23 protein-coding genes and 1 pseudogene are annotated in these 26674 nt (G+C 68.7%); 7 read left to right on the top strand and 17 right to left on the bottom strand.

Annotated elements, in window-relative coordinates; genetic code table 11:
• Positions 1-40 precede the first annotated feature (40 nt).
• Positions 41-1522 carry an RNA polymerase factor sigma-54 gene (gene rpoN, locus AB7P10_RS17180; protein ID WP_428295075.1) on the top strand — a complete coding sequence of 494 codons (1482 nt, stop codon included), beginning with the start codon at positions 41-43 and terminating at the stop codon, positions 1520-1522.
• Between the two features lie 2 nt (positions 1523-1524).
• On the opposite strand, the gene AB7P10_RS17175 is transcribed toward rpoN, so the two are convergent.
• Together AB7P10_RS17175 and AB7P10_RS17170 are read right to left on the bottom strand one after the other, a co-directional pair.
• Positions 1525-3411 carry an ATP-binding protein gene (locus tag AB7P10_RS17175; protein WP_428295074.1) on the bottom strand — a complete coding sequence of 629 codons (1887 nt, stop codon included), beginning with the start codon at positions 3409-3411 and terminating at the stop codon, positions 1525-1527.
• On the bottom strand, positions 3408-4007 hold the full coding sequence (locus AB7P10_RS17170) for a YfiR family protein (RefSeq protein WP_428295073.1): 600 nt from the start codon (positions 4005-4007) through the stop codon (positions 3408-3410). The genes AB7P10_RS17175 and AB7P10_RS17170 overlap by 4 nt, the downstream gene beginning before the upstream one ends.
• Positions 4008-4271: 264 nt before the next feature.
• Here AB7P10_RS17170 and AB7P10_RS17165 point away from each other — a divergent pair, with 264 nt between their 5' ends.
• On the top strand, positions 4272-7514 hold the full coding sequence (locus tag AB7P10_RS17165; RefSeq protein ID WP_428295072.1) for a PAS domain-containing protein: 3243 nt from the start codon (positions 4272-4274) through the stop codon (positions 7512-7514).
• 21 nt (positions 7515-7535) lie between these two features.
• On the opposite strand, the gene AB7P10_RS17160 is transcribed toward AB7P10_RS17165, so the two are convergent.
• Positions 7536-8456, bottom strand: coding sequence for an inositol monophosphatase family protein (locus AB7P10_RS17160; protein ID WP_428295071.1), 921 nt, complete (start codon positions 8454-8456; stop codon positions 7536-7538).
• A 118-nt stretch (positions 8457-8574) separates the two neighbouring features.
• Here AB7P10_RS17160 and AB7P10_RS17155 point away from each other — a divergent pair, with 118 nt between their 5' ends.
• The gene (locus AB7P10_RS17155) at positions 8575-9309 is read left to right on the top strand and encodes an RNA methyltransferase (protein WP_428295070.1); all 735 of its coding nucleotides are present in this window, start codon (positions 8575-8577) and stop codon (positions 9307-9309) included.
• A 10-nt stretch (positions 9310-9319) separates the two neighbouring features.
• Positions 9320-10090, top strand: coding sequence for a serine O-acetyltransferase (cysE, locus tag AB7P10_RS17150; RefSeq protein ID WP_428295069.1), 771 nt, complete (start codon positions 9320-9322; stop codon positions 10088-10090).
• A gap of 4 nt (positions 10091-10094) precedes the next feature.
• Here the strand turns inward: cysE and AB7P10_RS17145 are convergent, their stop codons facing one another.
• The 3 genes from AB7P10_RS17145 to yjgA are packed head-to-tail and all read right to left on the bottom strand — an operon-like array spanning position 10095 to position 11848.
• Positions 10095-10571 carry an FKBP-type peptidyl-prolyl cis-trans isomerase gene (locus AB7P10_RS17145; RefSeq protein ID WP_428295068.1) on the bottom strand — a complete coding sequence of 159 codons (477 nt, stop codon included), beginning with the start codon at positions 10569-10571 and terminating at the stop codon, positions 10095-10097.
• A gap of 24 nt (positions 10572-10595) precedes the next feature.
• A complete protein-coding gene (mog, locus tag AB7P10_RS17140) occupies positions 10596-11201 on the bottom strand; it encodes a molybdopterin adenylyltransferase (RefSeq protein ID WP_428295067.1) in 606 nt (201 codons plus the stop codon).
• Complete coding sequence (yjgA, locus tag AB7P10_RS17135; RefSeq protein ID WP_428295066.1) at positions 11198-11848, bottom strand: ribosome biogenesis factor YjgA; 651 nt, start codon at positions 11846-11848, stop codon at positions 11198-11200. The genes mog and yjgA overlap by 4 nt, the downstream gene beginning before the upstream one ends.
• Positions 11849-11935: 87 nt before the next feature.
• Here yjgA and pmbA point away from each other — a divergent pair, with 87 nt between their 5' ends.
• The gene (gene pmbA, locus AB7P10_RS17130; RefSeq protein ID WP_428295065.1) at positions 11936-13351 is read left to right on the top strand and encodes a metalloprotease PmbA; all 1416 of its coding nucleotides are present in this window, start codon (positions 11936-11938) and stop codon (positions 13349-13351) included.
• Positions 13352-13455: 104 nt separating this feature from the next.
• Entirely contained in the window at positions 13456-14343 is an 888-nt protein-coding gene (locus AB7P10_RS17125) for a DMT family transporter (RefSeq protein ID WP_428295064.1), read from the top strand.
• A gap of 3 nt (positions 14344-14346) precedes the next feature.
• On the opposite strand, the gene AB7P10_RS17120 is transcribed toward AB7P10_RS17125, so the two are convergent.
• The 3 genes from AB7P10_RS17120 to AB7P10_RS17110 form a co-directional block, all read right to left on the bottom strand.
• On the bottom strand, positions 14347-14793 hold the full coding sequence (locus tag AB7P10_RS17120) for a GatB/YqeY domain-containing protein (protein WP_428295063.1): 447 nt from the start codon (positions 14791-14793) through the stop codon (positions 14347-14349).
• 104 nt (positions 14794-14897) lie between these two features.
• A complete protein-coding gene (gene rpsU / locus AB7P10_RS17115; protein ID WP_056273869.1) occupies positions 14898-15110 on the bottom strand; it encodes a 30S ribosomal protein S21 in 213 nt (70 codons plus the stop codon).
• Between the two features lie 215 nt (positions 15111-15325).
• Positions 15326-15679: an NIPSNAP family protein gene (locus tag AB7P10_RS17110; RefSeq protein ID WP_428295115.1), complete on the bottom strand. Its 354-nt coding sequence runs from the start codon at positions 15677-15679 to the stop codon at positions 15326-15328.
• 120 nt (positions 15680-15799) lie between these two features.
• Here AB7P10_RS17110 and AB7P10_RS17105 point away from each other — a divergent pair, with 120 nt between their 5' ends.
• Positions 15800-16534 carry an ArsR/SmtB family transcription factor gene (locus tag AB7P10_RS17105; protein WP_428295062.1) on the top strand — a complete coding sequence of 245 codons (735 nt, stop codon included), beginning with the start codon at positions 15800-15802 and terminating at the stop codon, positions 16532-16534.
• Positions 16535-16536: 2 nt separating this feature from the next.
• Here AB7P10_RS17105 and AB7P10_RS17100 read toward each other — a convergent pair whose 3' ends face one another.
• The 8 genes and pseudogenes from AB7P10_RS17100 to AB7P10_RS17065 form a co-directional block, all read right to left on the bottom strand.
• Entirely contained in the window at positions 16537-17751 is a 1215-nt protein-coding gene (locus AB7P10_RS17100; protein ID WP_428295061.1) for an NAD(P)/FAD-dependent oxidoreductase, read from the bottom strand.
• Positions 17752-17755: 4 nt separating this feature from the next.
• On the bottom strand, positions 17756-18883 hold the full coding sequence (locus AB7P10_RS17095; protein WP_428295060.1) for a sterol desaturase family protein: 1128 nt from the start codon (positions 18881-18883) through the stop codon (positions 17756-17758).
• Between the two features lie 74 nt (positions 18884-18957).
• A complete protein-coding gene (cobA, locus tag AB7P10_RS17090) occupies positions 18958-19758 on the bottom strand; it encodes a uroporphyrinogen-III C-methyltransferase (protein WP_428295059.1) in 801 nt (266 codons plus the stop codon).
• Positions 19727-20659: a DNA-binding protein YbiB gene (ybiB, locus tag AB7P10_RS17085; RefSeq protein ID WP_428295058.1), complete on the bottom strand. Its 933-nt coding sequence runs from the start codon at positions 20657-20659 to the stop codon at positions 19727-19729. Before ybiB ends, cobA begins: the two co-directional genes overlap by 32 nt.
• Before the next feature lie 58 nt (positions 20660-20717).
• On the bottom strand, positions 20718-23552 hold the full coding sequence (locus AB7P10_RS17080; RefSeq protein ID WP_428295057.1) for a molybdopterin-dependent oxidoreductase: 2835 nt from the start codon (positions 23550-23552) through the stop codon (positions 20718-20720).
• A complete protein-coding gene (gene nirD, locus AB7P10_RS17075) occupies positions 23549-23935 on the bottom strand; it encodes a nitrite reductase small subunit NirD (RefSeq protein WP_428295056.1) in 387 nt (128 codons plus the stop codon). The genes AB7P10_RS17080 and nirD overlap by 4 nt, the downstream gene beginning before the upstream one ends.
• Positions 23932-26400 carry a nitrite reductase large subunit NirB gene (gene nirB / locus AB7P10_RS17070; protein ID WP_428295055.1) on the bottom strand — a complete coding sequence of 823 codons (2469 nt, stop codon included), beginning with the start codon at positions 26398-26400 and terminating at the stop codon, positions 23932-23934. Before nirB ends, nirD begins: the two co-directional genes overlap by 4 nt.
• 41 nt (positions 26401-26441) lie before the next feature.
• Positions 26442-26674 (bottom strand): annotated as a pseudogene (locus tag AB7P10_RS17065) (ABC transporter ATP-binding protein); the annotation flags it as partial.

The following is a 26674-nucleotide window of genomic DNA, read 5'->3' as shown; positions in this document are numbered from 1 at the left end:
GGGCGGCCCCGTCACCCAACAAAGACCAGGAGGAATCCACATGATCGTGATGGACGTTCGTGCCGAACCGCGCCAGAGCCAGACGCTCTCCCCCCGCTTGCAGCATGCCGTGCGCCTGTTGCAGATGTCGTCACTGGATTTCGGCGCCGTGGTGCGCGACGTGCTGGGGCGCAACCCTTTCCTGGAGGTCGACGAAAGCGCGGACGAGGAAGGCGTGCTCGTGCAGAACACCCCCGAGGCGATCGCGGAGGCGGGGGATGCCCCGGTGGCCTCCGCGGAGACGGCCCGGATCGCCGAAGACGGTGCGCTCGAGCGCGCGGGCGAGAACGATCGCGACCTGTGGCTCGCGGACAGCTTTCAGCCAGGCCGCTCGGCGAACGATGTCGATGTGTCCGCGCTCGACTACGTGGCCGATCAGACTTCGCTCACCATGCACCTGCACAGCCAGCTCAACACGATGACGCTGTCGGAGCGCGATCTCGCGCTGGCGCGCGCGGTGGTCGAATCGCTGGACGACGACGGTTACCTGCGCACGCCCCTGCACGAGTTGCTGGACGTGGGCCTGGTCGAGCCCGTGGCTTCGCTGGACGAAATGCAGATCGCGTTGAAGCTGGTGCAGTCCCTCGATCCCGCCGGCGTGGGCGCGCGCGATGTGGCCGAATGCCTGCTGCTGCAGCTCTCGCAGATCGAGTGCCCGCGTGTGCGCGAACTCGCGCGCCAGGTGGTGGACGATCACCTCGATCAGCTCGCCGCGCGCGACGTGCCGGCGCTGGCGCGCGCGCTCGGGCAGTCACCCGCCGATGTCGAGGCGGTGTGCGACCGCATCCGCCGCCTGGACCCACGCCCGGGCTGGCGCCTGGGCGCCTCGCGCGTGAGCTATATCGTGCCCGACGTGATCGTCTCGAAGGAGCGGGCGGTCTGGAACGTGCGCCTCAATGCCGCCATCGTGCCCCGGGTGCGGGTCAATGAAACCTATGCCCGCTTGTTCCAGCGCCACCGCTGCGCCGAAAACGCCGGGATGAGCGTCCACCTGCAGGAGGCGCGCTGGACGCAGCGCAACGTGGACCAGCGGTTCTCGACCATCCTGGATGTGGCGCAAGCGATCGTGCGGCGCCAGCGGCACTTCTTCGAATACGGCGCGATGGCCATGAAGCCCCTGGGCCTGCGCGAAATCGCCGACGAGGTCGGCGTTCACGAATCGACCGTCTCGCGCGTGACCAACAACAAGTACATGGCCACTCCGAGTGGCGTGTTCGAACTCAAGCACTTCTTCTCGCGCGCCATGCTCAGTGCCAATGGCAAGGCGTGCTCGGGCACCGCGATCCGCGGGTTGATCCAGGACATCCTCGTGGCGGAGTCGCCTGATCAACCCCTGTCGGACGCCGAGATCACGCGCCAGCTTGCGCAGCAGGGCCTCACGGTGGCGCGGCGCACCGTCACAAAGTACCGCCAGATGCTGCGCATCGAGTCGGTGGAGCGCCGCCGCAGGCACGACGGGATGGCAGCAAGGTCTTCGGCCTGAAATCAGAGGAGGTCGCCGGGCCGTGAGATCTGGAACGAGGCCTGGACATCGTCCAGCACCCGCACCAGGTCCTCGGGGCTCGCGGGTTTGAGCAGGTGCTGGTCGAAGCCGGCGTCGTGCGCGGCCTCCCGGTCGGCCGCCTGGCCCCAGCCCGTGATGGCGACCAGGTAGATGTCCTGTGTGCGCGGATCGGCCCGCAGCTGGCGGGCCACCTGGTAACCGTCAAGCCTGGGCATCCCAATGTCGAGCAGGGCGATGTCGGTCAGCTGTTCCCGCGCATGCCGCACGGCCGCATCGCCGTCGTGCACCACGGCGACCCGATGTCCGCTGGTGGAGAGGATCTCCGCGATGCTGTCGGTCAGGTCGACGTTGTCGTCGGCGATCAGGATGCGCAGCGGACGCGCCGCCACGGGAGCGCGCATGGCGGCCGCATCGGTGCGGGGTTCTTCACCCCGCAAGCGCGGCAGGCGCACGGTGAAGCAGGACCCGCGGTTGCGGCCCTCGCTGCGCAACGACAGCGTGCCGTGGTGCAGCTGGATGATCTGGCGCGACAAGGTCAGGCCCACGCCCAGGCCAGCGCTGCCCCGCTGCAATGTCTTGTCGGCCTGTTCGAACAGTTCGAAGATGCGCCCCTGCATGTCGGGCTCCACGCCGATCCCGGTGTCGGCGATGGTCACCGCGACCGATTCGCCTTCGGCCAGCAGCGTGACGTCCACGCGACCGCCTCGCGGCGTGTAGCGACAGGCGTTGCTCAGCAGGTTGGTGAACACCTGCGCGAGGCGGATCGCGTCGCCATGCACGCACAGGGTCTCCTGTGGCAGGTGCAGCGCGAGCCGGAGGTCCTGCTGGGTCGCGAGCGCCTGCGCGCCTTCGAAGGCGGTGCCCAGCAGGTCGCCGAGGTCCACCGTCTCGCGGTCGAGCGACAGCTTACCGGTGGCCATGCGCGAGGTGTCCAGCAGGTCGTTGATGAGCCGGACCATGTGCCGCAGCTGGCGCTCGAGCACCACCAGGGCCTTGTCGCGCGCCTGCGCGCTGGCACCCGGCATCTGCAGCAGGGCGACCGCGCTGGTCATGGGTGAGAGCGGATTGCGCAGTTCGTGGGCGAGCGTGGCGAGGAATTCGTCCTTATGGCGATCGGCCTGGCGCAGCTCGTGTTCCACGCCCTGGCGCGTGACCATCTCGCGTTCGAGCTCGCTGGTGCGCGTCTCGCATTCGGACAGCATGCGGTTGAACGCGTTCACCAGCACGTCCAGGTCCTTGTAGTCCGTGGCGGGAGCCCGCAACGCCCAGTTGTGGCTGTCGATCACGTGGCCTGCCACCTCGGTCATCTTCTCCAGTGGCGCGGTGATGCGGCGTTGCAGGTGCACAAAGAGGTAGTACGCCGCCGCGAGGCTCACCGCGCAGACCGCCAGGACGATCAAGGCGAAGTCCGTGAAACGGTGCCACACGTCGTGCTCGGCCTTCAGGTAGAGCGTGCCGAGCCGTTTGTCGTCGTGCTCGATGGCATGGGTCATCTCCAGCGTCGATCCGCTGAAACGCGGCCCCCAGACGGGATCGTCGAGCCCAATGCGCGCAGGCAATTGGTCGGGTGTGCTGGTGTGGAAGGCCAGCAATGCGCCCTGGGCGTCATAGATGCCGGCGGCGCGTATGCGCGGCTGCTTGCGCAGCAAGTACAGGCTTTCCCACGCGACCTTGGTGTCATCGAATTCCACGGCGGCAGCGGTGGATCGGGCGATCAGGTCCGCCTGGGCCCGCATGTCGGTGACACCGGCGTTGCGGTACGTAGCGAGTTCGTAGGCGAGCAGGGCTCCCGCGCTGAGCACGACCGCCAGGAAGGTCGTGAGCATCGCCGCGCGCGTCAGTTGCTGGCGCAGCGAGGTGGATTTCACTTGTCGCCTCCCACGACGCTTTCCGCCACTTCGAGCAGCCGGGCGCTGAGCTTGACGCCCACCTCCGTCGCGGCAGGCACGGAGGCGGCGAAGCGCGTGCGCTGCTCGCTCTGCACCAGGCCGAGCACCGCGCCCCGGGCGATGCCGTCGGGCGCGTTGGTGGCCAGGACCACCCCTTTTTGCCGGGACGCGAGGGCCCAGTCCTTGAGGTCCTTCCAGGCATCCCGGCCGACGTAGATCAGATGCACGTTCGCCAGCTGGCTGGGTTTGTCCAGGCGGCGCACATCCAGCGGGCGACCCTGCACCCGCTGGCCGACCACGGCCCGCGCCAGCGAGGTCAGGGTCTGGTCCGTTCCCGCGACGCCCACCACGATCGCGGACGAGGGGGAGGCGAAGGCGTGCGCGGGCCATTCGATGTAGCCGACGAAGCGCTGCACATGGGCCGCGGCTTCTTCGTCGGCCAGCGGGGCCGTGGACCAGACCGGCGGGGGAATGGTCGCGGCCATGAGCAGCAGGCCGGTGATCAGCAGGCTGCGCCTGACATCCCTGCCCGGGGCGCGGCTGGCCTGGGGGATCGTGAGTTCTGCAACCGACATGGCAGACATCCTTTCGGGTGAAAACGTTCGGTGTGGAGATGGGGCGCCTGAATGGTCGCGCGGGGCGGCGAGGCCCTCCGTTGCGTTGACCTGGCGGGGTGATGACTTTAGCAAACGGGCAAAGTGTCCGATGTTGAACTGTCCGGCACAATTTGTGTCATCGCCGCCCCTCCCCCCAACCCGCAAGCACGCATGGCCGAACCAGTTCCCGGACCCGAGTCTTCCGTCGACGGTGAAGGGACAACCGCGATGGGAAACGCCGAGGTGAACCTGTCTTTCGATGTCCTGTTCCGGGTCTCGCCGCTGGCGGCCAGTGTCACGCGTCTGCGCGATGGCCGGCTGCTGGCCGTGAACGACGCCTGGCTGGTGCTCACCGGCCAGCGGCGCGAGGACGTGATCGGGCGCACGACGGTCGAACTCGGCCACTGGCCCAGCGCCGACGAGCGCCTGCGCTATGTGGCCCAGGTGCCAGCGACCGATGCGGTGCACTACCTGCGCCTGCGCGACGGGGTGACGCACCGTGTCCGCATGCACACCACGGTGCTGGATGTGGACGGCGAGCCGGCGGCACTGGTCTACCTGACCGAGGCGACCCGGGAGTTCGCGGCCGAGGAGGCCCGCGAGCAGAGCGAGAAGGCTCTGCGCGAAGCCAACCTGCGCCTGCAGCAACAGGTGGAACTGCACGCCGCGCTGGAGAAAATGGCCGGTGTCGGGCACTGGACCAACGCGAGGAATGATCAGGACGTCGTCTGGTCGGCCGGCCTGTACGAAATCGCCGGCCTGGAGCCGAGCGACCTGATTCGCCGCTCGGATGGGCGCGCGGGCATTCACCCCGAGGACAAGCCGGCCTGGCTCGCGGCCCGCGCGGCCATGGACGGGCGAGAGCTCGAGTTCCGCTGGTCGCGACCCGACGGCGCGCAGCGCCGCTTTCGCACCCGCATCGGCCAGACCACCGTGGCGGGCAATCCGCAGACGGATTTCGGGGTGGTGCAGGACATCACCCTCGAACGCGAGGCCAGCGAGCGGCTGGCCGAACAGCTGCGGCTGCTGCAGAACATCGCGGCGCATGTGCCGGGCCTGATGTATCAGGCGCGTCTCAGACCCGATGGCAGCAGCCATTTCGCGTACGTGAGTGATGCGGTGCGCCGCATGCTGGAACTCGAACCGGAAGCCCTGTACGAAAGCTTTCGCCCGTACTTCATGCGCATCCACTCGGAAGACCGCGCGGGGGTGTTGCACGGACTGGCCGAGTCGGCTCGCACGCTCGGCGTCTTCCGCCACACCTACCGAGTGTGCCTGCCGGTGCAGGGTACGCGCTGGTTCAACGTCGAGGCGGTGCCGCAGCGAGAAGACGACGGGTCGGTCGTCTGGCACGGCTTCACGACCGATGTCACCGACGCGCTCATGGCGGCACAGAAGCTGGAGCACCAACATCGCATGCTGGAAGCCGTGCGGCTGGCGCAGGCCGTGTTCATTGAAGCCGACGAGAAACGCAAGGCTTTTGAAGGCCTGCTCGACGCGTTCCTGTCCGTGACGCGCAGCGCCTACGGCTTCGTGGGCGAGGTGCACTACGACGAGCAGGATCGTCCCTACCTGAAGACCCACGCCATCACCGACATTTCCTGGGACGACAGCTCGCGCCGCATGCACGAGCAGCAGTTCGCGGGGGGCATGGAGTTCCGCAACCTGAAGACGCTGTTCGGCGCGGCCATGACCACGGGCGAAGCGGTGATTGCGAACGACCCGCGTCGCGACCCCCGGGGAGGAGGCATGCCCTCGGGTCATCCGGGGCTGGAGGCCTTTCTCGGGGTGCCGCTCGCCGTGGGTGATCGCCTGGTGGCCATGGTGGGGCTGGCCAACCAGCCCGGCGGCTACAACGAGGACGACATCGAGTTCCTGCAGCCTTTGCTGGGCGCGGTGCGCCAGCTGGTGATGGCCTGGCGTGGTCACGCCGATGCGCAGCGCACCCGCGCGGAACTGGAAACCACCAGTGCCCAGCTCGCCGAGAAAAGCAACGCCTTGCAGATTGCGCTCGACAGCATCAGCCAGGGGTTGAGCCGCGTGGACGCCCAGGGGCGGGTCACCGTCTACAACCACCGCATGCTGGAGTTGCTTGACCTGCCCGAGAGCCTGTTCCAGGCGCGTCCGCACATGGACGATGTCATCCGGTACCAGCGCGAGCGCGGAGATTTCGGCCCGGACCTGGCATGGGTGGAGCCGGATCTGCGGGAATTCGTGGGTTATTCACCGGACCAGAAGACACCCGAACACTACTGGCGCCGCACCCGCGACGGGCGCGCACTGGAGATCCGCTCGCGCCGCCTGCCCGATGGGGGCATGGTGCGCACCTACGCCGACGTCACCTCCTACATCGAGGCCCAAGAGGCACTGCGAGGTGAGCGCCAGCGACTGGCCTGGGTGCTCGAGGCCACGCGCCCGGGCATCTGGGAGACCAACCTCATCGAGCACACGCTCACGGTGAATGAGCGCTGGGCGGAGATGCTGGGCTACACGCTGGCCGAGCTGCAACCGGTGCGCTACGAGACCTGGGAGGCCCTGGTGCACCCGGACGACCTCGAGCGCGCCGACGAGATCCGCGACCGGCATCTCGCCGGTGCCTTGCCGTTCTACGAGTGCGACATCCGCATGCGCCACAAGGCCGGCCACTGGATCTGGGTCAACACGCGCGGCCGAGTGCACGAGCGCGACGCCGAAGACCGGGCGGTTTTCATGTCGGGCACACACCTGGACATCACCGAACGCGTGGCCGCGCAGGAACAGGTGCGCGCGCTCAACGCCAGCCTGGAGCAGCGGGTGGCGGCGAGAACCGACCAGCTCGAACGCTCCATGCGCGACATGGAGGCGATTTCCTATTCCATCGCGCACGACCTGCGTGCGCCGCTGCGGTCGGTCAACGGCTTTGCCGCGATCGTGCTCGACGAGGAGGCCGACCGGCTGAGTCCGTCGGGGCGCGAGATGTTCGAGCGCATTGCGCGTTCCTCGCGCAACATGGGACAGATGATCACCGACATGCTGGAGCTGCTGCGGGTGGTGCGCGTCGACCTCGACGCCGTGCCCGTGGATGTCGGCGCGCTGGCGCAGTCGGTCGCGGAAGCCCTGGCGCCGCAGGTGGCGCACGCGCGCATCCGCATCGAGCCTTTGCCACCCGCGCTGGGCGACGCCACCCTGTTGCGCCAGGTGCTCGCCAACCTGATGGACAACGCGCTCAAGTACTCGCGCCACCTCGACCATCCCGAGCTGGTGGTGGGCTACGCGCCCGGCAAGCGCGCCTACTTCGTGCGCGACAACGGCATGGGGTTCGACATGGCGCACGCCGACAAGCTGTTCGGCCTGTTCCAGCGCCTGCACGCGGGCACCGACGTGCCCGGCATGGGCGTGGGGTTGGCGATCGTGGGACGCATCATCGAGCGCCACGGAGGCCGCGTCTGGGCCGAGTCGGCGCCGGGCGAGGGCGCCACCTTCTGGCTGCGCCTGCCACTGGCCTGACGCCGCGGCCCGCTCCCGCGCTCAGCGAGGCGCGTCTTCGCCCGCCGTGGCACCGTCCTGCGCGAGCGGTGTCCGGGCCGCCGCGGTGGAAGCCGTGCGCGCCTGGCGCACGGCGGCCTTGTCGCCCGCGCTGGCGAACTTGCTGTACTTGCTTGTCAGGCCCACGAGCTGGCCGTAGATCTTGGGGTTGGCGGCCAGGCACTCCTTCTGCTCGAGGAAGTCCGACTCGCCGGTGAAATTGCCCACCAGGCCGCCGGCTTCGGTGACGAGCAGGGCCCCCGCGGCCACGTCCCAGGGCGAAAGACCCATCTCGAAGAAGCCGTCGGTGAAGCCCGCAGCGACGTAGGCCAGGTCCAGCGCGGCCGAGCCCGGGCGGCGCACACCGGCCACGCGCGGCATCACGTCGCCAAACATCTGCAGGTAGGTCTGGAAGGCGTCGCCCGGACGGAAAGGGAAGCCGGTGGAGAGCAGGCAGTCGCGCAGCGTGGTGCGCTTGGCCACGCGAATGCGGCGGTCGTTGAGGTAGGCGCCGCGTCCGCGCGTGGCGCAGAACAGGTCGTTGCGCGAGGGGTCGTAGACCACGGCCTGTTCGAGCCGGTTGCCCACCATGAGCGCGATGCTCACGCAGTAGACCGGGAAGCCATGGATGAAGTTGGTGGTGCCGTCCAGTGGGTCGATGATCCAGACATGGTCTGCGCCGCCGTGCTTGCCCGGGCGCTTGCCCGATTCCTCGGCCCAGATGGCGTGGTCCGGATAGGCCGTGAGCAGGGTGTCGATGATGGCGGCCTCGGCGGCCTGGTCGACCTCGGTCACGAAGTCGTTGGTCTGTTTGACCGAGACCCGGACCGACTCCACGTCCAGCGCGGCGCGGTTGATGAGGGTGCCAGCGGTGCGTGCGGCCTTGATGGCCACGTTGAGCATGGGGTGGAGTGTGGACGACATGAATTGTGAACCTTTGCGCGCTCCGGGAAGGAGGGCGCGACAGTGGATGAGCTGCTGCGAAGCCCGGCGATGCGGGCAGCGACAATAGCCGGGATTTTACCGTCCCCGCCCCTTTTGCATGCGCACCCGCTTTGTCCTCATTCAAACCAGCCACGCCGGCAACGTCGGCGGTGTGGCCCGCGCCATGAAGGTCATGGGCTTTGACGACCTGGTGCTGGTGCAGCCTCGCTGGGCCAACGTGCTGCGCCGCGAGGAAACCATCCAGCGCGCCAGCGGTGCCAACGACGTGCTGGCCAAGGCGCGCATCGTCGACACGCTGGACGAGGCGCTCGACGGCATGAGCCACCTGTGCGCCACCGCCATGACGCCGCGCGATTTCGGTCCTCCCACGCGGTCTCCGCGCGAACACTTTGCCGGGCTGCTGGCGCAGGACACACCACCCGACGGCGTGGCTTTCCTGTTCGGATCCGAGCGCTTCGGCATGCGCAACGAGGACGTCTACCGCTGCCACGTCGCCCTGAGCATCCCGACCGCGCCCGGCTTCGGCTCGCTCAACCTGGCCGCGGCGGTGCAACTGATTGCCTACGATTGGCGCCTCGCCCTGGGTGGTTTTGAAGCGCCTGCAGTACCGGCGCAGCGACAGCAGGCCGACGCAAAAGCCCTGGCCGGCATGCTCGACCACCTGGAACAGGCGCTGGTGGCGGTGGACTTTCTCGACCCGGCAGCGCCCAAGAAGCTGATGCCGCGGCTCAATCAGCTTTTCAACCGCGCCGCCCCCAGCGACGAAGAAGTCCACATTCTTCGAGGTGTCGCCAAGTCCATGCTGCAGCTGGCGCACAAGGCGAAGCGATAGACTGCCGTCCATGTTCGACCGCATCCGCTCCGACATCCAGTGCGTGCTGGACCGCGACCCCGCCGCGCGCAGCACCTGGGAGGTCATCACCTGCTACCCGGGCCTGCACGCTGTCTGGCTGCACCGCCCGGCGCACTGGTGCTGGAACCACGGCTTCAAGTGGCTGGGTCGCTTCATCTCGCACGTGGCGCGTTGGTTCACCGGCATCGAGATCCACCCGGGCGCGAAGCTGGGCGAGCGCGTGTTCTTCGACCACGCCATGGGCGTGGTGGTGGGCGAGACGGCCGAGATCGGCGACGGCTGCACCATCTACCAGGGCGTGACGCTGGGCGGCACCTCGCTCTACAAGGGCACCAAGCGCCACCCCACGCTGGGCAAGGATGTGGTGGTGAGCGCGGGTGCCAAGGTGCTCGGCGGCTTCCTGGTGGGCGATGGCGCCAAGATCGGCAGCAACGCGGTGGTGATCAAGCCCGTGCCCGCAGGCGCCACGGCGGTGGGCATTCCGGCGCGCATCATTCCGAGCAAGACCGGCGAGAGCGCCGACGTGACCGAACAGGGCCAGAAATTCCAGGCCTACGGGATCACGCAGGAGGACGACCCGCTGTCCCAGGCCATGCGAAGCCTGATCGACAGCACCGCCGGCCAGGAGCACCAGATCGCGCTGCTGTGGCAGGCGATCGAGAAGCTGGCCGAAGCGCGCGATGGCGACTGCGTGCCGCAGGACGCGGCGCGCAAGGAATGCTTTGAGGCCGAGAAGCTCAACCAGCTGGTGGGGAAGTAGCCGGTCAGTGGTGATGCCCGTGCGCGCCATGCGCGTGGCCGTGGGCGATTTCCTCCGCGCTGGCCGGCTGCACGTCGATGACCTTCAGCGAGAACGTCAGCGTCTGGCCCGCCAGTGGGTGGTTGCCATCCAGGTGCACCGTGTCGCCCTTGATCTTGGTCACAGTGAAGACCTGGTGTCGCCCCTGGTCGTCGTGGCCTTCGAGCTGACCACCCACCTTCACGCCGGGCGGGAAGTCCTTCTTGGCAATGGTGGTCACCAGGCTTTCGTCGCGTTCGCCAAAGGCGTCGGCGGGTGGCAGCACCAGGGTGGCCGCGTGGCCTTTTTCCTGGCCTTCCAGGGCTTTCTCGATGCCCGGCAGGGTGTTGCCGTGGCCGCCGTGCAGGTAGGCGCGCGGCTCCTTGCCGTCTTCGAGCACCTTGCCCCTGGCATCGGTGGCGCGGAAGGTGAGGGTGACGATGGTGTCCTTGGCGATCTTCATGAGCGAGTGTTTCGTTGGGTGGGGTCAGCGCGCAGGGCGCACGGCGGATTTGGGCCGGAAGGCCTTGCAGACAGCGTCGTTCGTTTCGAGGTAGGGGCCACCGATGAGGTCGACGCAGTAGGGCACGGCGGCAAAGATGCCGTTGACCCGCTGCGTGCCGTCAGCGTTCTTGAGGCCTTCGAGCGTCTCGGCAATGGCCTTGGGCTGGCCCGGCAGGTTGATGATGAGGCTCTTGTCCCTGACCACAGCGACCTGGCGCGAGAGGATGGCCGTGGGCACGAAGACCAGGCCGATCTGGCGCATCTGTTCACCGAAACCGGGCATCTCCTTGTGCGCCACGGCCAGCGTGGCCTCGGGTGTCACATCGCGCGGCGCCGGACCCGTGCCGCCGGTCGTGAGCACCAGTGAGCAGCCGGCGTCCACCAGTTCGATCAGGGTGGCGCTGATGCGCGCCGCCTCGTCGGGGATCAGGCGCGCTTCGAAGGTGATGGGGTTTTTCAGCGCGCGCGTGAGCCAGTCCTGCAGCGCGGGCAGGCCCTTGTCTTCGTACACGCCGCTGCTGGCGCGGTCGCTGATGGACACGATGCCGATGCGCACCGGGTCGGTTGGGAGGGATGGGGTGTCTCTCATGCCGGGTTTTCGTCGTCGGTCGGGGAGTCACTGGCGCCACCGTTCAGGACGGCCTTGACGGTCTGGAAGATCTCGCGGTAGGCCTTGCCGTGGCGCACCGCCTCGCCGGGCCGCTCCTGCGCCTGCGTGGCTTGCGCGTCCTTGCGGGCCTGCCTGATCAGGGCGCGCAGGTGCTGCACGTCGCTTTGCGGGTCCAGTTGCATCCAGTGCGTGAGCGCCTCGTCGTCGGCGATCAGGCGGTCGCGCCACTGTTCGGCCTGGTGCAGCGAGAGCGTGCCCTTGGCCGAGCCCTTGTTCTGCTCGTCAAGGGCGGCTTCCACGGCAGCGATGGTGTCATCGTCCAGCGTGCGCATGAGCTTGCCGATGAACTGCATCTGGCGGCGCTTGCCTTCAAAGTTGGTGATGCGTTTCGCCTCGGCCACCGCGTCGAGCAGCTTTTCGGACAGCTCGAGCCGCTGCATCAGGTCCGCGCGCAGCGTGAGCAGGTTCTCACCCAGTGCCTGCAGCCGGTCGCTGTGCTTTTTCAGGTCGGTCTTGCTCATCTCGGCCGAACCCTTGAGCTCGCGCTTGAGCTCCTGGTCCAGTTCGCTGCCCAGGGCGACGAACTGGCCACGGACGAAATAGCCTTTGGTGGGTTTGCGGGACATGTGGGGGGTACAGGGTGGACACGCCCTCAATGGACTTCTGCGCGTCGGCAGCGGCCTCAAGGGGCGGCAAGTATCATAGCCGTCGACATGAAAAACCCCTCCCAAGCCCCTGTGGCAGACCCCCGCACCCCCCTTCCCGGTTTCCAGTACGCCCGCAGCCAGTTCGAGGAACTGGTGGACCTGGCGCTCTCGCATGCGAAGCAGCTCGGGGCGGCCGATGCGGCGGCCGAGGTGTCCGAGGGCGCGGGGCTCAGCGTGTCGGTGCGCAAGGGCGAACTCGAGAACGTGGAGCGCAACCGCGACAAGTCGCTCGGCGTCACGGTCTACCTCGGGCAGAAGCGCGGCAATGCGTCCACGTCCGATTTCTCGCCCGCCGCCATCCGCCAGACGGTGCAGGCCGCCTACGACATCGCCCGCTTCACCGCCGAAGACCCGGTGGCCGGCCTGCCCGATGCAGACGATGTGGCCGACAGCTACCCCGATCTCGATCTGTTCCACCCCTGGTCCATCGATTCCGAAGAAGCCGCGCGCATGGCGCTGGCTTGCGAAGCCGCAGCCTTCGCCACCAGCCGCAAGATCAACAACAGCGAAGGCGCGGGCGTGTCCGCGCAGCAGTCGCACTTCTTCACCGCCCACCTGCGCGGCGGCGAGCGTGGCAGGCCCGGCATCTTCAGCGGCGGCTACGCCAGTTCGCGCCACAGCCTGTCGGTAGCGCCCATCGCCGGCAAGGGCGCCAACATGCAGCGCGACTACTGGTACAGCTCCATGCGCGCGCCGGGTGAACTGGCCACGCCCGAGGCCGTGGGCCGCTACGCCGCCGAGCGCACGCTGGCGCGCCTGAACAGCCGCAAGATCGCCACCACCGAATGCCCGGTGCTGTTCGAGTCGCCGCTGGCCGCCGGCCTGCTGGGCAGCTACGTGCAGGCCACCAGCGGTGGTGCGCTGTACCGCAACACCACTTTCCTGCACGACAGCCTGGGCAAGCAGGTGATGGCGAAGCACCTCGACATCTTGGAAGACCCGCACGTGCGCAATGGCAAGGGCAGTTCGCCGTTCGACGACGAAGGCGTGCGCACGGTGAAACGCAAGGTCCTGTCGGCCGGCAAGGTGCAGGGCTATTTCCTCTCCACCTACTCGGCGCGCAAGCTCGGCATGCGCACCACCGGCAATGCCGGCGGGTCGCACAACCTCACGCTCAGCAGCCGGCTCACGCAGCCGGGCGACGACCTGCGCGCCATGTTCAGGAAGCTCGGCCGCGGTCTGTTCGTCACCGAGCTGATGGGGCAGGGCGTGAACTACGTGACGGGCGACTACTCGCGCGGCGCATCGGGCTTCTGGGTCGAGAACGGCGAGATCGCCTACCCGGTGCACGAGATCACCATCGCAGGCAATTTGCGCGACATGCTGCTGGGCATCGAGGCCGTGGGTGCCGACACCTACAACTACGGTGCGAAGACCACGGGCTCGATCCTGGTCAACCGCATGAAGGTTGCTGGAAGTTGAGTGCCCCCACGCTCCGCCGCTGCGCGGGTCGCTGCCCCCCGGGGGGGCTGGGCCGCCTTGGGAGCGGCCCGGCATCGGCCCGATTGTTCCCGGCATAGACTTCGATGCGTCCAGAGGCCCTGGCCTTGCTCGCCGCCGCGTGCTGGGCCGTGGCGGCGCTGTTCTCTGCCCCTGCGTCCCAAAGGCTGGGTGCCTTTGCCTTCAGCCGCTGGCGCATGCTGTTCGCCAGCCTCATTCTCTGGAGCATCGCGCTGGCCACCGGTGGCTGGCGCAGCCTGGATGCCTCGGCGTTCGGCCTGCTCGCGCTCTCGGGCGTGATCGGCATCTTCATTGGCGACACCGCGCTCTTCGCGTGCATGAACCGCCTGGGGCCGCGCCGCTCCGGCGTGCTGTTCGCCGCCCATGCAATGTTTTCGGCGGTGCTGGCCTGGCTGTTTCTGGGCGAAACCCTGTGGGGCTGGGCCCTCGTGGGCAGCAGCCTGCTGGTGGGTGGGGTGATGCTGGCCATCGTCTGGGGCCGTCGTGGCGACGAGCTGCACGGCTGGGAGCAGACGCGTGGCCGTCTGGCGGTGGGGGTGGCTCTGGGTCTGCTGGCGGCCTTGTGTCAGTCGGTTGCCACGCTCATGCTCAAGCCGCTCATGACGACCGGCATCGATGCCGTGGCCGGTTCGGCCTTGCGCATGAGCATGGCGCTGCTCGCGCACGCGCTGCTGTGGACCACCGGCTGGGCGGGTGCGCGCCCCCTGGCGCCGTTGCGCGCGCGGGATGCCGCGCTGATCTTCGGCAGCGCGGCTGTGGCCATGGCGCTGGGCATGACGCTGATCCTGCAGGCCATGAAGCACGGGCAGGCAGGGCTGGTCGCCGTGCTCTCCTCGGTCACACCGATCCTGATCCTGCCGGTGCTCTGGCTGGTCTATCGGCGCCGGCCCGCGGCCGGCGCCTGGCTGGGGGCGGCGCTGGCCGTGGCCGGCACCGCGATGATTCTGGGCTGAGCTTCAGCCCGCCAATGCCGCTTTCACCGCGGCCGAGACGGCGCCCATGTCGGCCTTGCCGGCCAGGCGGGCCTTGACCGCACCCATCACCTTGCCCATGTCGCCCGGGCCTTTCGCGCCCAGTTCGGCGACGATGGCCTTCACCGCCGTGGCCACCTCGTCGGCCGACAGGCGCGCGGGCAGGTAGGCCTGCAGCACCGCCATCTCGGCCTGCTCCTTGTCCACCAGGTCCTGGCGCGCGGCCTTGGTAAAGGCCTCGATGCTGTCCTTGCGCTGCTTGACCAGCTTGTCCACGATGGCGATGACCATGGTGTCGTCCAGCTCCACGCGCTCGTCCACTTCCTTCTGCTTCATCGCGGCGGTGAGCAGGCGGATGGTGCCCAGGCGCTCGCTGTCCTTGGCACGCATGGCGGCTTTCATGTCTTCGGTGATCTGGTCTTTCAGGCTCATGAGAGGCTCCCGGGAGGGGGTTGGAGAACAACAACAAAAAAGCCCGCCTGAGCGTCCTCCAGCGGGCTTTCGGGGCGACCGGGCATCAGGCCCGGTGGCTCGGCTCAGTACAGCTTCTTGGGCAGCTGCATGGAGCGCACGCGCTTGTAGTGGCGCTTGACGGCAGCGGCCTTCTTGCGCTTGCGCTCGGCGGTGGGCTTTTCGTAGAACTCGCGGGCGCGCAGGTCGGTCAGCAGGCCCAGCTTCTCGATGGTGCGCTTGAAACGGCGCAGGGCGACGTCAAAGGGTTCGTTGTCTTTTACACGGATGGTCGTCATTGGCGAAAGATGTCCAGAATGCGCGGAAAGAGGATGGCCGGGAAGATCGGGCCCGGTCATCGTTTCCGCAAAATGTCCCGTCATTAACTAGTATTGGCCGACGGGGATTTGCCAGCAAAGCCTTGGATTATAGCCATTTCCGCTGGGTTGGCTACCGTCGCGGCCGTTGCGCCGCCGCGTCGCCGGTGCGGTGCCGGGTCTCCCGCACCCGGCGATCAGGCGGCGTCCGTGGTGGACAGGGACAGGGCCGGGCGCGAGAGGGTGCCGGCCACCACCTCGGTGAAGGTGCGCTCCTCGCGCAGGATGAAGCGCAGCCGGCGCGCCATCTCGAAGTTCGCGCGCCCCTCCGGGTCGGTGCGCAGGCGCGCGCGGTAGGCCTCGTAGGCCGCCAGGCTCTCAAAGCCGATCAGCCCCCAGGCCACGTCGTTGGTGCCTTCGCTGGGCAGAAAGTAGCCCACCAGGTGGCCGCCGCAGCGCGGGATGATGCGGCCCCAGTTCTCGGCATAGGCGCGAAAGGCGTCGAGCTGGAAGGGGTCGAGCTGGTAGCGGATGAAGCAGGTGACGGACAGGGGCAGTGACATGGGCGGCTTTCGGTGGTTTCGGATGCCGCATGTTGTGGGCTTGCCGGCCTGGATTGCTTTGCTGCGGAGCGAACCGTGCCCGTGCCCGTTGGCCTCACACTGGAGCCCATGAACACCAACCGCATCGCCCATGTGGCAGCCCTTGTGGGCGAACCGGCGCGCACGGCCATGCTGCTGTCGCTGATGGACGGGCGCGCGCTCACCGCACGGGAGCTGGCCGATGTGGCCCGCGTGACCCCGGCCACCGCCAGCCGCCACCTGGGCCTGATGGTGGAAGCCTCGCTGCTGAAGGTTGAGCGACAAGGCCGGCACCGCTACCACCGGCTGGCGTCGACCGAGGTGGCGCGCTTGCTCGAAGGCGTGATGCAGCTCGCGGCCAGCGCGCCGCCGCCGGTCCAGCGGCGCATGGTGGTGGGCCCGCGCGACCTGGCGCTGCGCACCGCGCGCACCTGCTACGACCACCTGGCCGGCCGGCTGGGGGTGGCCATCGCCGGGCATCTGCAGGACGTGGGCGCGGTGGTGTTCGATGAAGGCGAAGCGGCTGCGGGCCACGTGACCGACGCCGCGGCCCCGGCCCTGCAGCGCCTGGGCCTGCCACCCGAGGCCGCGCGGGACGACGACCGCAGCCGGCGGCTGCACTGCCGTCCCTGCATGGACTGGAGCGAGCGGCGCATGCACATCGCGGGCCGGCTCGGCGCCCTGATCTGCCAGCACTGCCTGGAGAGCGGCTGGCTGCTGCGGGGCCAGGGCACGCGGGCGCTGGCGTTCTCGCCGCGCGGTGAAATGGTGTTGCGCGACTGGATGGGTGCGGCGCGCTGGCAGGAAGTGTCTGCCGCCGACTGAGCTCAGCGCCCCGGCAGTGCCTGGGCACAGGCGTGGGCCGACGCCCAAGCCCACTGGAAGTTGTAGCCACCCAGCCAGCCGGTCACGTCCACCACCTCGCCGATGAAATACAGCCCCGGCTGCTTCGACTCCATCGTCTGCGACGACAGGTCGCGTGTGTCCACGCCGCCCAGCGTCACCTCGGCCTTGCGGTAGCCCTCGGTGCTGGTGGGGGTGATCTCCCAGCGCGCAAGCCGCTCGGCCAGCCGCGCCAGAGCCTTGTCGGAGGCCTCGGCCACCGGGCGCTGCCAGTCGGCGTCCTGCTGGACCCAGGCGTCGGCGAGGCGCGACGGCACGAGGGAGGCCAGTTCATTGGCCAACAGCTTGCGCGACGTGGCCTTGGCGCGGGCCAGCGCGGCGTGCAGTTCGACTTCAGGTGCGAGGTTCAGACGGATGGGCGAGCCTTCGCGCCAGTAGCTGGAGATCTGCAGCACCGCCGGGCCCGAGAGGCCCCGGTGGGTGAACAGCAGGTCCTCCAGAAAGGCCATGCGGGCTTTTTTCTCTCCGGTTTCGATGCGCACCGGCAGCGCCAGCCCGGCCAGTGCGGCGTACGGCGTCCAGCCCTCGCCGTCGAAGGTCAGCGGCACCAGACCGGGGCGGGGCTCCACCAGCCGCAGGCCGAACTGGGCGGCGATGCGGTAGCCGAAATCGGTGGCGCCGATCTTCGGGATGGACAGGCCGCCGGTGGCGATCACCACGGCGCGGCTGCGCTCGGTGCCGCGCTCGGTATCGATCTCGTACACGCCGTCGCCGCCCTGGCGCAGGGCCTTCACGGCACAGGGTTGCCAGCGCTGCACGCCGCCGGCCTCGCACTCGCGCAGCAGCATCTGGATCAGGTCGTCGGCCGAGCGGTCGCAGAACAACTGGCCCTTGTGCTTCTCGTGGAAGGCGATGCCGTGGCGCTGCACCAGCGCGATGAAATCGGCCGGCGTGTAGCGCGAGAGCGCCGAGCGGCAGAAATGCGGGTTGGCGCCCAGGAAGTGCTTGTGCGGCGCCTGCGGGTCCAGGTCGCGGTTGGTGAAATTGGCGCGGCCGCCGCCCGAGATGCGGATCTTCTCGGCCACCTTGTCGCTGTGGTCGAGCACCAGCACGCGCAGGCCGCGCTGGCCGGCGACGCCGGCGCAGAACAGGCCCGCGGCGCCCGCGCCGACGACGACGGCGTCCCAGGTGTCGCTCACCCGTTCAGCCTTTCCAGGTGAACGGGAAGGCCAGTTGCTTCAGAAAACCCCTGGGCACGTAGTCGCCCAGCACGCCGTAGCGCTCGGGCCAGACCTTCGGGCTGTTGACGGCGGTGCCGAACAGGTGGTCCAGGAAGGCGTAGTGCGCGGCGTAGTTGCGGTCCAGCGCTTCCTGATCCTGGCTGTGGTGCCAGTGGTGGAAGTTGGGCGTGACGATGAGGTAGCGCAGTGGACCCAGGCGCACGCTCACATTGGCGTGGTTGAAGACCGCCTGGAAGCCGACCACGATGATGTAGGCGTCGATCACTTCCTTGGAAAAACCCAGCAGGTAGATCGGCCCGAGCACCAGGGTGCGCGTGATGACGGTCTCCAGGATGTGCTGGCGCGAACCGGCCATCCAGTCCATGTGTTTCGTGCTGTGGTGCACCGCGTGCAGGCGCCAGAGCAGCGGCACCTCGTGGTAGGCGCGGTGCGTCCAGTACTGCGCGAGGTCGGCCACCAGGATGATCAGCGGCAGCGCGGCCCAGAAGGGCAGCGCCGCGATCCAGCCGCGCACGCCGTCCACCGGCACCCAGCCGAAGAGGTTGTGCACCAGGAGGTTGGTGGCCAGCAGCATGAAGCCGATCACCATGTGGTTGACGATGAAGTGGTGGAAGTCGGTCTGCCACTCGGGGCGGAACACCGGTTGGTCCTTGCGCAGGGCGAACAGCTTCTCGATGAAGATGAAGATCAGCGCCGAGCCCAGCAGGTCGAGGATGAACCAGTCCATGCCGATGTAGGGCGTGTGGTCGGGGAAGTTCGGGTCCACCTCGACCTGGTGTCCGCCCAGCAGCGCACTGAGTGTGACCAGCGCGAAAGCGAAGGCCGAGAGCCAGCGCGCGCGGTTGAACAGCACGTTCACCAGGCTCAGGCCGCCGGCCAGCACGAGCGCGCCGAACAGCAGGTGGCGCATCAGCGCCACGTCGTACTGCTTGCGCAGCTCGGGCGTGGTGAGGTACTGGGGAAAGTGGAAGGCCAGCACGCCCAGAAAACACAGGATGGCCAGTGTGAGCGCGATCACGCCGGTGACCAGGCCGCGGCCGGGGCGCAGCGCGCCGTGGCTTTCGGTAAAGCGGTTGAGTTTTTCGAGCATGGGGACACCTCCGTCGGCGCACCTCTGCGGGCGCGGGTGTCGCAGTGTAGCGGCGCGCCTGGGCCGCGACGGTCTCAGGCAGTGCGGACGAAGGCTTCGTCGGCCTGCACGGCGGCAATGCCGCGGACCACGTCACCCACAACGATCACGGCCGGGCTGCCCAGGCCTTCGCGCTCGATGGTGGCGCGCAGTTGCCCCAGCGTGGTGAGCGCGTGGCGCTGCTGCGGCAGCGTGGCGTGCTGGATCACTGCCAGCGGCGTGTGCGGCGGCAGGCCGGTGAGCAGGTCCCGCTCGATCTGCGCGGCGCTGGACACGCCCATGTAGATCACCAGCGTGAGCTTGGCGTCGCGCGCGGTGGCGGCCAGGGCCTGCCAGTCGGTGCCGCTGTCGCCGGGTTTGGCGTGGCCGGTGACGAACACCACGCCGTGCGCGTGTTCGCGGTGCGTGAGCGGCACGCCCAGCGAGGTGAGGCCGGCCAGGCCGGCGGTGATGCCGTTGACCACCTGCACCTCGATGCCGGCGGCGCGCAGGTGCTCCACCTCTTCTCCGCCGCGCCCGAAGATGAACGGGTCGCCGCCCTTGAGCCGCACCACCACCTCGCCCTCGCGCGCGGCCATCACCATGAGTTTTTCGATGAAGGCCTGCGGCGTGCTCTTGCAGCCGCCGCGCTTGCCCACGTGCACGATGCGCGCGCCAGGGCGGGCATGGGCGAGCACGCCCTCGCTCACGAGGTCGTCGACCAGCAGCACCGTGGCGGCGCTGATGGCCTTGACGGCCTTGAGCGTGAGCAGTTCGGGGTCGCCGGGGCCGGCGCCCACCAGGGCCACGGTGCCGGGCAGGAACTCAGAGGGCGAGGGCATGGGTTGCGGGTTCATGGTGGGCCGTTTCTCGCAAGATGTGTTCCACCTGCAAGGCGATCGGCGTGGGAATAGGTAACGAACCGTTCAGCACGGCGCGGATGTAGGTGGCCGTGGACGTGGCATCCACCTCGGGCAGCGCGGGCAGTTTCGCCAGCGGGCCGTCCTGCTGCGCCTGGACTTCCACGCGCTCGCCGTCGCGGAACACCTCCATGCGCGGCGTGCGGCGTGCGTCGGCCACCGGTTCGCCCTCGGTGCCGCGCAGCAGCAGCGCGTGCGCGCCGGTCAGCGCCCAGGTGGCGGCCATGGACTGCGCGTACTCCGGGTGGGTGTAGCTGCCGACGATGAAGGCCTGGCCAGCGCACGGGTTCATGAGCTTGACGAGACTGTGCGCCGGATTGCGCAGGCCGACCGCGCGGCGCACGTCGAGCAGGCGCTTGAGCGCGGGGCAGAGCACCTCGGTCGGCACATGCGCCACGGCGCCCGCGCGCAAGGTGGCGGGCACCTCGCGCGCGGCGGCCACCCCCAGTTCGGCGAACACGCTGGCGGCGAACACGCGCCGGTCTTCGGTGGCGGTGCCGTGCACCAGCACCGCTGCGCCGCGCTGCGCCAGCAGCAGCGCCAGCAGCGGCGTGAGCACCGGCAGCTTGCGCGCGCCGTTGTAGCTGGGCAGCACCACGGTGGTCACGCCGTTGTCGGGCAGCTTGTGCAGGCGCGCGTGCGCCGCGTCGAGGAAACCCGCCATCTCTTCCGGCGTTTCGCCCTTGATGCGCATGGCCAGGCAGAAGCCGCCCACTTCGAGGTCGGTGACCTGGCCGTCCAGCACCTGGCCCAGCAGGTCGGTGGCCTGCGCGCGCGTGAGCGAGCGGGCGCCGTCCTTGCCGCGACCGATTTCCTTGATGTACTGGCTGATGCCCATGGCGCGCGATTGTGGGGCAGGTTTGATGACTTGACGTTATATGCCCGTTGCCGCCGTGTCAGGCGGCCTGGGCCGAGGGGGTGGTCTCGCGCACCAGCCGCTTGAGCTCGGGCAGGCAGGAGCCGCAGTTCGTGCCGCATCGCAGATCGGCCTGTAGTGTGGCCAGGCGCTCGGGGTCGTTGCCCTCGCAGGCCTGCAGGCGGGAACGGATCGTGTCTTCGTCGACATTGAAACAGGTGCAGACCTGCCGCCCCCGCGCCACGATCGCCACCGGAGCGCGGGCGCCGGGCATGAGGAGCAGGCGACCATAGGCAGCCGCCGGCAGTTCGTCCTGCAGCAGCGGCTTGATCCAGATTTCGGCGCGGGTGTCGCCCGCGAGCACGAAGCCTTCGAGCCGGGTGGATTCGCCCTCGCGCACCAGGCGCGCGCTGCGGCGCTGGCCCAGGCGGCGGTCGGCGTAGCGCAGCACGTCGGTGCCGTCCAGGCCCAGCAAGGCCTCGATGCGTTCGACCACGCCCGGCTCGGGCACTTCGTGAGCGGCGGCGCGAAACAGCACGCCGCTGCGCCCGCGCGCCGGGGCCTCGTCCAGCGGCACGCCATTGGCGAAGGGCACGCAGGAGGCAAACGGAAGTTCCGCCATCAGGGCACGCAGGCCACGGCGCGCCTCCAGCGCCCGGGCATCGGGCAGCCAGGCGACGGCCAGCAGGTTCCACGGCAGTTCGGCCTTGAGCACCTTCACCGCCGCGTGCTTGAGTTCGGGCTGCTTCGAGGTCGGGCAGAAGGCGGAGGTGGTGAGCGCGTTCACGCCCGCCAGCGGCTGGCCGGTGCTGCTGCGCCCGCCGAGGTATTCGGCGCCCCAGTGCATGGCGATGAAGGCCTGCGACAGGCCGATGTCGGCGCTGGCCTGCGCGGGCACCAGGATGGAGCCGCGCTTGCTGGTCACGTGCACCAGGTCGCCGTCCTGCAGGCCGCGGCGCGCCATGTCCTGCGGGTTGAGCTGCACCGAGGGCTCGGCCACGTGGCCGAACAGGCGCCCGAGCGTGCCGGTGCGCGTCATGCCGTGCCACTGGTCGCGCAGGCGCCCGGTGGTGAGCGAGAACGGGTAGCGCGATTCGCGCGGCTCGGCCAGCGGCACGAAGGGCAGGGCGGCGAAGCGGGCCTTGCCATCGGGCGTGGGAAAGATGCCGTCTGCGTACAGGCGTTCCTTCCCCTGCGTCTGGCCGGCCTTGAGGGGCCATTGCTGCGGGCCTGCTTGTTCCAGCATGGCGTAGCTCAGGCCCGTGATGTCGAGGTCGCGCCCGCGCGTGGATTCGCGGTGTTCGAGCCAGAGGCTCTCGGCATCGGGGTAGGGGAACAGCGTGGGCTGGCCGGGGCGCAGGCGCGCTTCGAGGCGCTGCGCAAAGTCCACCACGATGCGCCAGTCGTGCCGCGCTTCGCCCGGTGCGGGCACGGCGGGTCGCATGCGGCTGATGCGGCGCTCGCTGTTGGTGACGGTGCCGTCCTTTTCGCCCCAGGTGGTGGCGGGCAGCAGCAGGTCGGCGTGATCGCAGGTGGCGGCGGTGGCAAAGGCCTCCTGCACCACGACGAACTCGGCACGCTGCAAGGCCCGGCGCACGGTGGCCTGGTCGGGCATGGACTGCGCCGGGTTGGTGCAGGCGATCCACAACGCCTTCACCTGGCCATCGGCCGCGGCCTCGAACATCTCCACGGCGGTCAGGCCCGGTTTCCCGGGCACGTCTGGAACCCCCCAGAGCGCGGCGACTTCGGCGCGGTGCTGCGGGTTGGCCAGGTCGCGGTGGGCGCTGAGCAGGTTGGCCAGGCCACCGACCTCACGCCCGCCCATGGCGTTGGGCTGGCCGGTGAGAGAGAACGGGCCGGCACCGGGCTTGCCGATCTGGCCCGTGGCCAGGTGCAGGTTGATCAGCGTGGCGTTCTTCGCGGTGCCGCTGCTGCTCTGGTTCAGGCCCTGGCAGTAGAGGCTGAGCGTGGTCTTGCGATCCGCGAACCCCTGGCCGTCAAGGCCAGCGAACCATCTGGCCGCGGTGAACAGGTCCTCCTTCGGTACGCCGCAGGCCTGCGCCACGCGCTCGGGCGTGTACTCGCGCACCAGCGCCTTGAGCGCATCGAAGCCGGTGGTGTGCGCGGCGATGTATGCGCTGTCGGTCCAGCCCTCCCACAGCATGATGTGCAGCAGACCGTGGAACAGCATCACGTCGCTGCCCGGCTGCAGCGGCAGGAACAGGTTGGCCAGGCCGGCGGTGTCGGTGCGGCGCGGGTCGGCCACGATCACCTTCATGGCCGGGTTGTTCTGTTTCGCTTCCTCGATGCGGCGGAACAGCACCGGGTGCGCGAAGGCCGCGTTGCTGCCGACGATGAACAGGCAGGCGGCGTGGTTGACGTCGTCGTAGCAGGCCGGTGGCGCGTCGGCGCCCAGGGTGAGCTTGTAGCCGGCCACCGCGCTGCTCATGCACAGGCGCGAATTGGTGTCGACGTTGTTGGTGCCGACCAGGCCCTTGGCCAGCTTGTTGAAGGCGTAGTAGTCCTCCGTGAGCAACTGGCCGCTGATGTAGAAGCCGACCGCGTCGGGGCCGTGGGTCCGGATCGTGTCGGCAAAGCGGTCGACCGCGAGGTCGAGCGCGCTGTTCCAGTCGGTGCGCAGCGGCGCCGCGCCGCGCGTTGTGCGCACCATGGGGTGCAGCAGGCGCGCCTGCTGCGCGATCGCGGGCGAGGCCGTGAGGTGCAGCGTCTGGCCCTTGGTGCACAGCTTGCCGAAGTTGGCCGGGTGATGCGGATCGCCGCGCACGGCGGTGATCTGGCTGCCCACACTGTCGATCAGCACCCCGCAGCCCACGCCGCAGTAGGGGCAGGTGGAGCGGGTGGTGGTCGGGTTCATGCGGGTGCGGTGCGCCGGGCGGGCCCGGCCACGGGGCGTGTCAGCCCGGTCGCCTGCGTGGCCAGTTCCTGCGCATCCAGGTGCACCACGCCGTCCTCCACCTTCACCGCGAAGCGGGGGGTGCAGCCTTCGTCGGGCTCCTTGGCGCAGCCGCTGTCCAGACCGATGGTCCAGTTGTGCAGCGGGCAGGCCACGTGGGTGCCGAAGACGATGCCCTGGCTCAGCGGGCCGCCCTTGTGCGGGCAGCGGTCGAGCAGGGCGAAGACCTCGTCGCGGTCGTTGCGGAACACGGCCACGTCCAGGCCGTGCTCGCGCTGCACGCAGCGCGAACCGAGCACGGGGATGTCGTCGACGCGGGCAATGGGAATCCAGCGCTCGCTCATGCCACGCTCCCTTCCAGGGCAACGGCCTTGATGGGAATGAACTGGCGCGTGTCCACGGCGGCCTTCTGGTGTTCAAACCAGGGATCGGGTTCGCCATCGAGCGCGAACTGCAACTGCTCCCACAGGGCCTTGCGGCCCTCGGCGTCTTCCAGGATGCGCTTCTTCACGTAGTCGAGCCCGACGCGGTTGACGTAGTGCACCGTGCGTTCGAGGTACCAGCCTTCGAGGCGGTAGAGCTGCATGAAGGCGCCGGTGTACTCCATCACCTCCTCGGCCGTCTTGAGCTTGGTGAAGAAGTGCGCCACCTCGGTCTTGATGCCGCCGTTGCCGGCCACGTACATCTCCCAGCCCGAGTCCACGCCGATGATGCCGACGTCCTTGATGCCGGCCTCGGCGCAGTTGCGCGGGCAGCCGCTGACAGCGAACTTGACCTTGTGCGGTGCGTACATGCGCCACATGGCGCGCTCCAGGTCCTTGCCCATCTGCGTGCTGTCCTGCGTGCCCATGCGGCACCATTCGCTGCCCACGCAGGTCTTCACCGTGCGCAAGGCCTTGGCGTAGGCGTGGCCGCTGGGCATGCCGATGTCCTTCCAGACGTTCTGCAGGTCTTCCTTCTTCACGCCCAGCAGGTCGATGCGCTGGCCGCCAGTGACCTTGACGGTGGGGATCTTGTACTTGTCCACCGCGTCAGCGATGCGGCGCAGCTCGTCGGCGGTGGTTTCGCCGCCCCACATGCGCGGGATCACGCTGTAGGTGCCGTCCTTCTGGATGTTGGCGTGCATGCGCTCGTTGATGAAGCGGCTCTGCGGATCGTCCCTGGCCTCTTTCGGCCAGGTGCTGATGAGGTAGTAGTTGACGGCGGGGCGGCAGGTGGCGCAGCCATTGGGCGTGCGCCAGCCCATGCCGGCGAAGACCTCGGCAGTGGTGAGGTACCTGCTGTCGCGGATCGCGTCGCGCACCGCCTGGTGGCCATGGTCGGTGCAGCCGCACATGGCCTTGAGCTTGGGCGTGGCGGAGTAGTCGCCGCCGGCCGTGAACATCAGGATCTGTTCCACCAGACCGGTGCACGAGCCGCAGGAGGCGCTGGCCTTGGTGTGCTTGCGCACCTCTTCGAGCGTGAACAAGCCTTTGTCCTTGATGGCCTTGCAGATCGCGCCCTTGTTCACCCCGTTGCAGCCGCAGACTTCCGCGTCGTCGGGCATGCTGGCGGCCTTGCTGTGGCCCTCGTGGCCGGTGTCGCCGATGTTGGACTCGCCGAACATCAGCTTGTCGCGGATGTCGGCGACGCTTCGGCCTTCGCGCAGCAGCTTGAAGTACCAGCTGCCGTCCACCGTGTCGCCGTACAGGCAGGCGCCGACGAGCTTGTCGTCCCTGATGACGAGCTTCTTGTACACGCCGCCCGAGGGGTCGCTCATCACGATCTCCTCGGTGTTGTCGCCACCCATGAAGTCGCCGGCGCTGAAGAGGTCGATGCCCGTGACCTTGAGCTTGGTCGATGTGAGCGAACCGCTGTAGCGGCCGATGCCGAACTCGGCCAGGTGCGTGGCCAGCACCTTGCCTTGCTCGAACAGCGGCGCCACCAGGCCGTAGGCAATGCCGCGGTGTGCCGCGCATTCGCCCACGGCGTAGATGCGCGGATCGGTCACGGTCTGCAGCGTGTCGCTGACCACGATGCCGCGGTTGACGTGCAGCTTCATGGACTCGGCCAGCGCGGTGTTGGGGCGGATGCCCACGGCCATGACGACCAGGTCGGCCGGCAGTTCGGTGCCGTCCTTGAAGCGGATCGCCTTCACCCTTCCGTCTTCACCGCCCACCAGCTCCTGCGTCTGCGCGCCGATCAGGAATTGCATGCCGCGCTGCTCCAGCGACTGCTGCAGCAGTTTGCCGGCCACGTCGTCGAGCTGGCGCTCCATCAGCCAGGGCGCAACATGCACCACGCTGACCCGCATGCCGCGCTTCATCAGGCCGTTGGCCGCTTCCAGCCCGAGCAGGCCGCCGCCGATGACCACCGCGTGCGGGTATTTCGCCGCCGCGTCGATCATGGCCTGCGTGTCGGCGATGTCGCGGTAGGCCAGCACGCCTTGCAGGTCCTTGCCCGGGATCGGCAGCATGAAGGGGTTCGAGCCGGTGGCCATGATGAGGCGGTCGTACGGCGCTTCGATCACGCCGCCCTGGCCGTCGTCGGCGCGCACGATGCGCTTGACGCGGTCCACCGCGGTCACGGTCTTGCCCGCGTGCAGCGTGATGCCGTTGTCGCTGTACCAGGCCCAGTCGTTGAGCACGATTTCGTCCAGCGTCTGTTCGCCCGCCAGCACCGGCGAGAGCAGGATGCGGTTGTAGTTGGGGTGCGGCTCGGCGCCGAAGACGGTGATGTCGTAGAGGTCCGGGGCGATCTTGAGCAGCTCCTCGAGCGTGCGCACGCCGGCCATGCCATTGCCGATCATGACGAGCTTTATCTTTTTCATGTAAGCGTCCTGGTGGGGATGGGGTCCGAGGGCGGCGCCGTTCAGTGCTGGCGGCCGCAGTCTTCGAGGAAGCCGATCAGTTCCTCGCGCAGTTCGTAGTAGCGCGGGTGGCTCAGCAGCGCCTCGCGGGTGCGTGGGCGGGGCAGGGGCACGTCCATGATCTTGCCGATCTTCGCGCGCGGGCCGTTGGTCATCATCACCACGCGGTCGGCCAGCAGGATGGCCTCGTCCACGTCGTGCGTGACCATCATGGCCGTGACCTGGCTGCGGGCCC

The organism is Hydrogenophaga sp. (assembly GCF_050182545.1).
Lineage (GTDB): Bacteria > Pseudomonadota > Gammaproteobacteria > Burkholderiales > Burkholderiaceae_C > Hydrogenophaga.
The sequence above is the reverse complement of the archived record's forward strand: the minus strand, read 5'-3'. Positions and strand labels throughout refer to the sequence as shown.